This window comes from Herbaspirillum sp. B65, from assembly GCF_000333555.1.
In the GTDB taxonomy this organism is placed as follows: domain Bacteria; phylum Pseudomonadota; class Gammaproteobacteria; order Burkholderiales; family Burkholderiaceae_D; genus Herbaspirillum; species Herbaspirillum rubrisubalbicans.
On record NZ_BADI01001011.1, the window covers coordinates 1 to 935 of the forward strand.

Annotated in this window: 2 protein-coding genes; one reads left to right on the plus strand and one right to left on the minus strand. The window is 57.8% G+C overall.

Annotated features, from left to right (window positions below; all coding sequences use genetic code 11):
* Window positions 1-70: 70 nt before the first annotated feature.
* Window positions 71-280, plus strand: a complete 210-nt coding sequence (locus I5W_RS34315) for a hypothetical protein (RefSeq protein ID WP_374702152.1) — start codon at window positions 71-73, stop codon at window positions 278-280.
* A 228-nt stretch (window positions 281-508) separates the two neighbouring features.
* Here the strand turns inward: I5W_RS34315 and I5W_RS23920 are convergent.
* Window positions 509-935, minus strand: a 427-nt coding sequence (locus I5W_RS23920; protein ID WP_044531123.1) for an NUDIX domain-containing protein, incomplete at its 5' end; no start/stop codon positions are given.

Here is a 935-nt window from a genome sequence, read left to right on the forward strand (position 1 = left end):
ATGTCTGAAAGACGCCGCANCAATCGAACACCAACTGAGCTGGCGCCAAGGCAAGCTGGTGCTCGACCAGATGACGCTGGCGCAAGCCGCCAGCGAGTTCAATCGCTACAACAAGAAAAAAATCATCATCAATGATCCTCTGGCTGCGCAGATCCGGATAGGTGGCAGCTTTAATGTCGACAACGTCGATGGCTTCGTACGTCTGCTGCAAAGTGGTTTTGGCTTGACGGCCCAAGAGACCGGCAACGAAATAAAAATCGGCGTCGCGCATACCGGATAGTCTTCATTCACTCGTCTTAGAAGGGGAAAGCAGAACTCACCCAACCAAGAGGAATGGAATGATGCATAACCGAATCGCACTGGCGATTTCTACCTTGACACTCTGCGTCGTCGCCCATGCAGAGCAGCTCCATGAATTGAATATCCCAGGCGGAGAGCTCAAAACCGCTCTGGATATCTATTCCGCCCAATCCGGAATGCAGATTATCTACTCCGATCAATCATCCGATCAGACCGCAGCCAGCAGATCATCGCTGCGCAAGACCCCCAGCAAGAGCTTCTTGACCGGCGCCGGCAAGGGCGCATCGGCCAGCTTGCGCGCCGGATACCACACCAGGCCACGCTCGGCGATGTGCAGGGTGCGGCTTTTCAGCGCCACCTGGAAGGGCGCGACGTGCAGCTTGAAGTGGGTGAACACGTGCGAGAACGGTTGCAGCTTGCGGCAGCCTTCCAGCTCGCCATAGGGCGCCACCAGGGTACGCACGGCGCTGTCGAAGCGCGCTGCATCGCTCACGCCGATTTCCGGCAAGGACAACAGGCCGCCCCAGATACCGCTATCAGGGCGCTGCTCCAGCAAGACATCCGCGCCCTGGGTGATGACCAGCATCACCGTTTCCTTTTCCGGTACCGCCTTCTTGGGCTGCTCACGGCAGCTC